The organism is Streptomyces sp. NPDC040545, assembly GCF_055595065.1.
The window spans coordinates 148,982-156,254 of the sequence record NZ_JBVIWA010000020.1; the positions used below are offsets into that span (position 1 = coordinate 148,982).

8 protein-coding genes are annotated in these 7,273 nt (G+C 70.1%); 5 read left to right on the top strand and 3 right to left on the bottom strand.

The features are described 5' to 3' along the window. Window positions 1-283 precede the first annotated feature (283 nt). Entirely contained in the window at window positions 284-1,195 is a 912-nt protein-coding gene (locus tag ACZ573_RS30870) for a hypothetical protein (RefSeq protein ID WP_471310421.1), read from the bottom strand. 231 nt (window positions 1,196-1,426) lie between these two features. Here ACZ573_RS30870 and ACZ573_RS30875 point away from each other — a divergent pair, with 231 nt between their 5' ends. The 4 genes from ACZ573_RS30875 to ACZ573_RS30890 all read left to right on the top strand — a co-directional run bounded on the left by ACZ573_RS30875 (window position 1,427) and on the right by ACZ573_RS30890 (window position 5,100). Next, window positions 1,427-3,070, top strand: a complete 1,644-nt coding sequence (locus ACZ573_RS30875; RefSeq protein WP_471310424.1) for a hypothetical protein — start codon at window positions 1,427-1,429, stop codon at window positions 3,068-3,070. 27 nt (window positions 3,071-3,097) lie between these two features. After that, complete coding sequence (locus ACZ573_RS30880) at window positions 3,098-4,081, top strand: hypothetical protein (protein WP_471310427.1); 984 nt, start codon at window positions 3,098-3,100, stop codon at window positions 4,079-4,081. A 593-nt stretch (window positions 4,082-4,674) separates the two neighbouring features. After that, a complete protein-coding gene (locus ACZ573_RS30885) occupies window positions 4,675-4,872 on the top strand; it encodes a hypothetical protein (protein WP_471310430.1) in 198 nt (65 codons plus the stop codon). 24 nt (window positions 4,873-4,896) lie between these two features. Beyond that, the gene (locus ACZ573_RS30890) at window positions 4,897-5,100 is read left to right on the top strand and encodes a hypothetical protein (protein ID WP_471310432.1); all 204 of its coding nucleotides are present in this window, start codon (window positions 4,897-4,899) and stop codon (window positions 5,098-5,100) included. An 18-nt stretch (window positions 5,101-5,118) separates the two neighbouring features. Here ACZ573_RS30890 and ACZ573_RS30895 read toward each other — a convergent pair whose 3' ends face one another. Beyond that, window positions 5,119-5,265 carry a hypothetical protein gene (locus ACZ573_RS30895; RefSeq protein WP_471310434.1) on the bottom strand — a complete coding sequence of 49 codons (147 nt, stop codon included), beginning with the start codon at window positions 5,263-5,265 and terminating at the stop codon, window positions 5,119-5,121. An 826-nt stretch (window positions 5,266-6,091) separates the two neighbouring features. Here ACZ573_RS30895 and ACZ573_RS30900 point away from each other — a divergent pair. Then, the gene (locus tag ACZ573_RS30900) at window positions 6,092-6,412 is read left to right on the top strand and encodes a hypothetical protein (protein ID WP_471310437.1); all 321 of its coding nucleotides are present in this window, start codon (window positions 6,092-6,094) and stop codon (window positions 6,410-6,412) included. 468 nt (window positions 6,413-6,880) lie between these two features. Here ACZ573_RS30900 and ACZ573_RS30905 read toward each other — a convergent pair. Beyond that, a partial coding sequence (locus ACZ573_RS30905; RefSeq protein ID WP_471310439.1) for a hypothetical protein occupies window positions 6,881-7,273 on the bottom strand: 393 nt, incomplete at its 5' end.

The following is a 7,273-nucleotide window of genomic DNA, read 5'->3' on the forward strand; positions in this document are numbered from 1 at the left end:
CACGTCGTTCCGCGGTGGGTGGACGACGGAATCTCGACCTGGCCGGCCGGACGCTCCGTCCATCACGTCACTGGCGACCCGGGGGCGCGCCTTGCCGACGCTCTGGCTTCAGCCCGGCACCACACAAGTTGAGCCTGAGCCCAAACTCGTGAACAAAGCCAGCCCAGGGACGCCCTGGGGGCGCCACCAGCCCGTCCGATTGCCCCGAGGCCCCGCAACTGCGCAGCAGCGCAGTACGGGGCCTCGGGGGCCGTTCAGGGCCGCATCCGGTGGCTCCCGGCTGTCACCCGTTCGGGCGCTGACGGGCGGAGCGTGCGCGCTCCGCCCACAGACCGTCGGCTGCGTCGGCGGCTACCTGCCGGTCGGTCGCGATGACATGCAGGACATCGTCGGTGAGCTGCTGCGGGTGAGCGGTCTTCAGGGACGTGCTCAAGGTTTCACGGGTGTCGAAGACGGTGGAGCCGTCGGGCAGCTCCAGGCCATCCGACTCCCTGGTGACCGACCATTCCGAGTCGCCGCGGTGGAAGTTGTACTCCTCATCGGCCTCGAGGATGGTGACGTCGCAGCCGCACCCGAACCCGCCATCGGTCTCCGGGTCGTAGTCGCCTTCCTCGTGGCGGGTGTTCAGCGTCACCTCCCCCTCGTGCTGCTCCGCGAGCAGGGCCGCCACGGCCACCACCGTCTGGTGGGCGTCAGCCGGCACCGGCGCCGAGCTCGGGGCCGCGTCAAGGGCGCGCACCGTGGTGGAGGCATGCCGGGCGACCAGGCCGTGGATCGTGTCGGCCAACGACTGCAGCGTCTCCAAGGCGTCGCTCAGGTTCGCCGGCTTCCCGGCGCCGGCCGGGGCGACCAGGTCGGTGTCGCCGCGTTCGACGATCCGTCCGACCGACCGCCGCAGCTCCTGCAGCGCGTCGGCGCTGTGCTGGAGCTGGACGAAGAGCGCCGAGGCGACCGTCGCGGCGTCCTGCGGGGTGTAGAGGGCCCACGGGCTCTCCAGGGCCTGGACCACGGCCCCGGCGGTCTCGGCCGCAATGCAGGCCATCTCCACCGAGTCCTCGGGGTCGTCCATGCCGTAGTCGACCGCGGTACGCACCTCCGAGACGAGGTCGTTCTGTTTGTCGGCGGCCTGTTCGTACAGGCCGTTCCACGGAGTTGCGTCATCGAGGCGGGCCGCCGTGCCCTGGTTGATCAGCATGGCGAGGATCCTTTCAGACCTGCCGGATCCGGCGAGGGCGTCCTGCGCGGGCGAGGACAAATACACCCTGCCTCGGTGAGTGCGTGGCTCTGCCGTCCCTACCTCTGATCCGGGGAATTCGGCGTCGAAACCCGGCGTGAGCGGCGCCGTTTGCCGTCGGCTGCGGTCCCGCGGTCCTACCGTGCTGGTGGGCCGGAGTCGCGCCTGTGGGCCGAGAGGGTGAGGAGGCGCATGCCGATCCACTCCCAGGACGACCCGCCGCAGGGCGAGACCCGCGCCTCCGTGTGGCTGTGGTCCCTCCTCGGCCTGTTCGCCGCCTGCGTGCCGTGTGCGCTGCTCGTGGTGGAGAAGCTCGGCTCCCAGCTCTCGCCGGTCCCGTTCACCCTCGCGGTCCTCGCCTCGCTCGCCGGATACGTGCTGGCGGTACGCGCCGTGGTGGGGGAGAAGTTCCGACAGCATTCCCGCCGGGCCCGGCTCCTTGCGTGGGCGGCGGCCGCAGTCCTCTTTCTCGGCAGCGTGGCGGTGCTCTTCGCCTTCCGGCCGCCGCCGCCCCCGCTCGCCCGGATGAGCGGCGCACGGGATGTGGCAGTGGTCGGTTTCGCGGTGCACGACGGGCGTCAGGACAAGCGGGTCCTCGCCGACGTGGCAGCCACCTTCGCCCACGACATGGCGGAACGGATCCCTACCGCGACCGCCGTCCGCAGTTATGCGGGCGAGGTGTCGCTGCCGCTGGCCGAACTTGCCCAGACCCACCGCAGCAAGCTGGAGCGGAGGAGTGCGCACTTCGCCGACGAGACCAACGCCGAGATCATCGTGGGCGGCCTGGTGAGCTCGGACCCGGCCGGCCAGGCCACACTGCGGCCCGCCGTCTACGTCAGGGCCGACCAGATGCCCGATGCGCCCGAGCTCGCCGGGTGGTTCACCGGTGGACCGATCCTCGTCGCCGGCGGCTGGGAGTCGGCGCGGGCCCGTGCCCGGCTGAGCGCGGAACTCACCAGCCGTATCGGCACGCTGGCGCAGTTCGTGGACGCGCTGGACACCTGGCGCAACGGCAGCCCCACGGAGGCCGGCCGTATCCTGGAAGGCCTGCTCGATCCCAAGCGGCAGGGCAGCACCCAGGGCTTCGTGCCGCTCGATCTGGTCCGGCTGTTTCACGGCCATGCCCTAGAGGCCCAGGCGTCCGGCGAGACCGGCCCCCACCGGCAGAAGCTGCTGGAGGCTGCCCGTACGGACTACCTCGCCATCACCCAGGACTCGTCGGCCGGGCGCCGCGCCGCCCTCAGCCTGCAGGTCAACACGTACCGCCGGGCTCTCGGCCCTACACACAGCTGTCGGCCGGGGACCGTACGCGCCAGGGACCTCGCCCAGGTGTCTCAAGCCCTCCACCGCCTCGCCGAGAACCGCGACGCCACCGAACTCGGACGTCTGAAGGCCACCGTGAACCTCGCCCAAGTCGAGCAGTGCCGCATCAACGCTGGGCTGGTGAAGGACGACGGCACGGTGGAACGGGCCGTAGCCACCGTACGCGCCGCCCCCGACGTCACCGGCTCTGCAGAACTCCGGGCCTTCGCGGACTCCATCGCCGCCGTCAGCGCGGCCGGCCGGGGCGACCTGGCCGCCGCCATCGAAAACATGCGGGACGCCATCGCGCACGGCCAAGACCCGTTCCAACGAGCCCTCTGGCACGGCCTGCTGGCCTCCTGGAGTCTGGCCCGCTGCGACCTTGAAGGTGGCCGCGAGGCCCAGCAGGATGCCATGGCCCAGATGTCCGCCGCGGAGCAGGCGGGTCGGGTGAGCAAGGCGATGCGCAACCAGCAGGAGCAGGCCTTGGCCGCGGAGCTGCGTCGGGCCGAGGAGACCTGCGGGACACGGTGACGAGCATCATCAGAGAGGAGACAATCGGTGCACAGTCAGCTGATCGGATGGCGGCCCGCCGGGATGTGGGTTCTGGCTCTCGTCCTCGCCACGGGCTGCACAGCAGTCCGCGAGGACCTGACGGCAGCGCCCATGGGGCGGGCCCCTGTGGGCGTCACCCGACGCGGAACGCCGAGCCCGGCCGCCCAGGACCTGCTCTTGGCGCAACAGTTCGACATGGGCCTGCCCGGTGCCGGCCCGCCGGGTTTCGGCTGCGCCGACGATGTGAGCCTGATCGCTCAGGGCCGGCCGCCCGGCCGCCCCTTGGTCTGGGTGTCGTCGCGCACGAACGAAAGGGAGGCGAGCGGCGAGGTGGGGCTAGCCCTGGGAGAGGAGGCGACCCTGTGCCTGTACGGCTTTCCGCAAAGCGGACCTATCACGGTCACGGTGCAGGCCGGAGGGCGCACCTATACCACCTCGGTGAAACGCGTGGCCGAGTTGAGCAGTGCACCGTCACCGCAGGAGGCCTCCCTCTTCAACGGGCAAGCGATGGAGGTCGCGGACCTCGACGATGATGACTCGGCCTTCGAGGAGGAGGTCGCGGCCCTCCGGAAGGATGTGCTCCAAAGCGGGTCCTGGACGTTCCTCCCGCCCGATCCGGCCCGTACGGCCATCGCCCGGTCCGGCCGACTCAGCGTGCGGGCAAGCTCCGGAAACGTACGCGCGGTCAACGAGGTACCACTGCGCTGGGACGTGGGTGCGGTGACGGCGGACAACTGGGAGCGCAGCCATCGGATCGCCGTCTACGGGTATCCGGTCGGGACCCGGGTGCCCATCGGTCTCTACCGCACGGAAGTCGGGCCAGACGAAAGGACAACCGCGGTTCTGGAGCGAAACGTGGGCCAGGTGGTCATGCCAAGTTCCAGGGTCGCCTTTTTCACCGTTCCCCAGGATGTGTTCCGCGTCGTCAGCGCACCGGCAGGCGAGAGCCGCTGCCTGGTCGTCCCCAACGTCGCCGACTGCGTCGCGTAGTCGCCCCCATGGGCCGCCGCTGAGCTGGAGCACCACTATGCCCACCAGAACGGCGATGCTCGCGCCTGTGGAGGCAGGGCTGGAAGGCGGCGATCGCGGTCCGAGCCCGTAGCGCCCGGGCCGAGCCCCTTTGCGCGCCGCAGACGCGCGCTCTCTACCAAGTCTGGGTTACAGCATAAAGCGCTCCACAGACCCAGTACCCGTTCGACTGCCGCTGGTCTTGTGGTCCATGTCGGAACGGTTCTGTACGGCCTGGTCCACCGCCCCGCACTCCTGCCGCAGCCGGTTTCAAGATCCGCTGAACCGTGTGTCGCTGCTTCGGCGGTGCTTCCAGATCCCCAGCAGCCACTCGTCGCTCGTCTTCTTGAACGGATCCAACCTGGGCGAGGGCCGCACCGGCGTCTTCCGCGGCCTGGGCACCGGCGACGCCAGAGCCTCCATGAGCTCGGCCTCGTGCCCGAGGCGTACGACCCGCACCTGGACGTCGACTTCAGCCCGCTGCGCGGTGACGCCCCGCCCGCGCCGGACGGCTACGGTCAGGCGGCCTGACCGTAGCCGTCCGGCGCCGGTCAGGCGGCCTGACCATCCATGTCATGTCCCGTGACCTACTCGCCCGCCCGGAGAACACCGTCACCTCGATCGCCAAGCTCCTCGGTGTCTCCCGCAACACCATCTACAACTACGTGCCCGAACTCAAGGGCGGTCGCTTCGCACTCGCTGAGGCGACGGCCGCCGGAACTGCCCCAACCCACCAGGTCAGAGAACTGGTCACCGCCGTTTGCGGCTGGTGACAGCGTTCTTACCGGCACCCCAAGTTGATCGTCTACCCGCCGGACGGACAGGGCTGGCGCCGGGTCCGCTACGACGGTACCGCCATCGGGGTCGCACACCGGCCATCCGACATCCGCGTCTTCCTCGCCGCGGCCGGGCTCGAGAACGCCGAGGACGTGGACCTCACCGACCCCGACTTCGTGGAGTGGAGAGGCGCCGGCCCCGAGGAGTGGGAACCGTCCGTGTGAGGGATGGACCGGGCCTCGCTAGATGCCGGACAGCCAGCTGGCACCGAAATCCGAGAGGTCGCGTGCGCGCTGCGCCCGCTCCTCGATCAGCCGGCGAAAGCCAGCCACGGCGTACCGCTCGCCGGTGGCCGAGCCGCGCCCGCGGATGCCGGCGACGTCGGCCATGAGCTGCTGGGGCTGGGGCTGCCAGCAGCATGTACCGGATCGTAGGAGGCTGCTCGTCCACAGTGAACGGGAACCGGCAAGTCGGCACCTGGATGGGGCTATAGGTCTTCTTCGACGCTCTTCCGTCGCCTGCCACGGAGCGCACCACGATGTGAGTGGACTCCACTCCCCGCCGACTCCATCCGGTGAGAACACGGAACGTGACGAACATCCGATGTCGTGCACCCGATACCCACCCCGTTGTCCAGGTCGTTCACGCGGCACAGGGGCTGTCCCTCGCGGGAAAGCAACCCTTGACCAGCCACGAGATTTGGGTGTTTCCCCTTGACCACGCTCGCCGCCGTCCTGGCGATGCCACGTATTGGCCCGTAGTGGGCTGGCCCGGAGGGGGAGATCTCTCCCTCCGCACCGTCACGGTGCGTAGGACCGGTGCGCGGCGCACAGAGTGGCGTCCACTCCGCTCGGTGGTGCACTCCACTGGGTAGAAGTGGACGACATCGTGCGCACCGGGTGGAGAGTGGAAGCCATCGTGGTGCGCACCGGGGGCGGGTGGAGTCCACTCGGTGCGCACCACCCGGTGGAGGAGTGCGGTACATCGTGCGCAACTCGTCGCGCCGTGCGCGCACCAGTGCGCAACCGTGCGCCGCCGCCCCGGGCGTCCGGTGCGCGTGGCGCGCGTCGGCCCCCGGGACGCCAGCCTCTACGATACGCGCGTGGGACAGCCTCCGGCACAGAAGGCCGCGAAGGTGGCGAGCGGGCAGCAGCCGAAGAGGAAGCGAAGCGGCCCGGCAAGGCGCAGCGCGAGGCGATCAAGCGGGCGCAAGCGGTGAAGAAGGCGGCGGCGAAGAAGGCGGCGGCGAAGAAGGCGGCGGCGAAGAAGGCCGTGCCGCTGCCACGCGGCTCGCTGCGGGCCGCATACCCGGGCACCTGCCCGGCCTGCTTCAAGGACTACGCCAAGGGCGAGGTCATCACGAAGGTGGCCGACGGCTGGGGGCACCCCGGCTACGCCCCGCGGCAGCTGTCGTCAGCCGAGCGGGAGTTCGCCCGGAACAAGGCCCGGATCGAGAGCGGCGAGACGTTCCGAGGCCAGAAGCCCTCGGATTGGCGGCTCGGATCCTCTCCGTCCAGCACCCGGCCCGCCCGCTGAACTCCGCTGCTGTGGTGTGGCGTCGGCCACGGACAAACCCACCCGTCAAGGGGATGGTCAAGGAGGAATCGGACACCTGTCGTCGGTGATCGTCAGACGGCGGTCAAGGGGGTCCTTCTCACGGTGCCTCCGGCCCGCGCCCATCTCCGCGTGCGGGCCGGACGCTCACCGACCCGGCCCGCAGGCCGGGGAGAACGAGGACACCGTGCCCGCCGAACTCACACACGACCCGGCCCACGAGCACCGCGCCGCCCGCGACAGCCGGCCCTGCGACGACGTGGACCAGGTCCCGCGGGCCCCCTCCAAGGGCCCCTCCATCGCCCCCTCCACGGCCACTTCGCCCGCCGGACGCGAATCCGCAGGTCAGCCCCGGCGGTCAAGGCCCCGCGACGCGTTCGACAACCCTCCTAAGGGCTGTCCCGTAAGTGATCTGGGATGGGTGATGGTGCGTAAGCGGTCAGGAGTGGTTCAGCTAGTGCGCAGCCGGTCGCCTGGCATCGGGAGGCGGGGAGGGGTGTAGCCGTCGTGGTCCTTGGGGTCATGTGCTCGCCCGTCGTCAAGTAGCTGGTCGGGGAGGAGAAGGACGCGGGCGGTGTCGGAAAGGTTCAGATCGGAGCCGGGGCCGATCCAGGAGTCACGGTCTTCCCCGGGTGTCCATGGGTATTGGTGCACGTAGAAGGTGTCGCACAGCAACACGACGTCCGCTGAGTCCACCGCGCACGCCGCGAGTTGCACCATGGTTTCTGGCAGCGTGGCGGTGATGGTTAACCGGTAGGTGTAGTGCACCGCACTTCCTCGCTCGGGCACCTGAGGGTGTGGTCCTACCTCCCAGTGTGTGATCTTGGCGGTCAGTGGGTACGT

Excerpts from the sequence above, each read along its gene's own strand:
- ACZ573_RS30870 (WP_471310421.1), bottom strand. The coding sequence starts at position 1,195 with ATGCTGATCAACCAGGGCACGGCGGCCCGCCTCGATGACGCAACTCCG.
- ACZ573_RS30875 (WP_471310424.1), top strand. The coding sequence starts at position 1,427 with ATGCCGATCCACTCCCAGGACGACCCGCCGCAGGGCGAGACCCGCGCC.
- ACZ573_RS30885 (WP_471310430.1), top strand. The coding sequence starts at position 4,675 with ATGTCCCGTGACCTACTCGCCCGCCCGGAGAACACCGTCACCTCGATC.
- ACZ573_RS30895 (WP_471310434.1), bottom strand. The coding sequence starts at position 5,265 with ATGGCCGACGTCGCCGGCATCCGCGGGCGCGGCTCGGCCACCGGCGAG.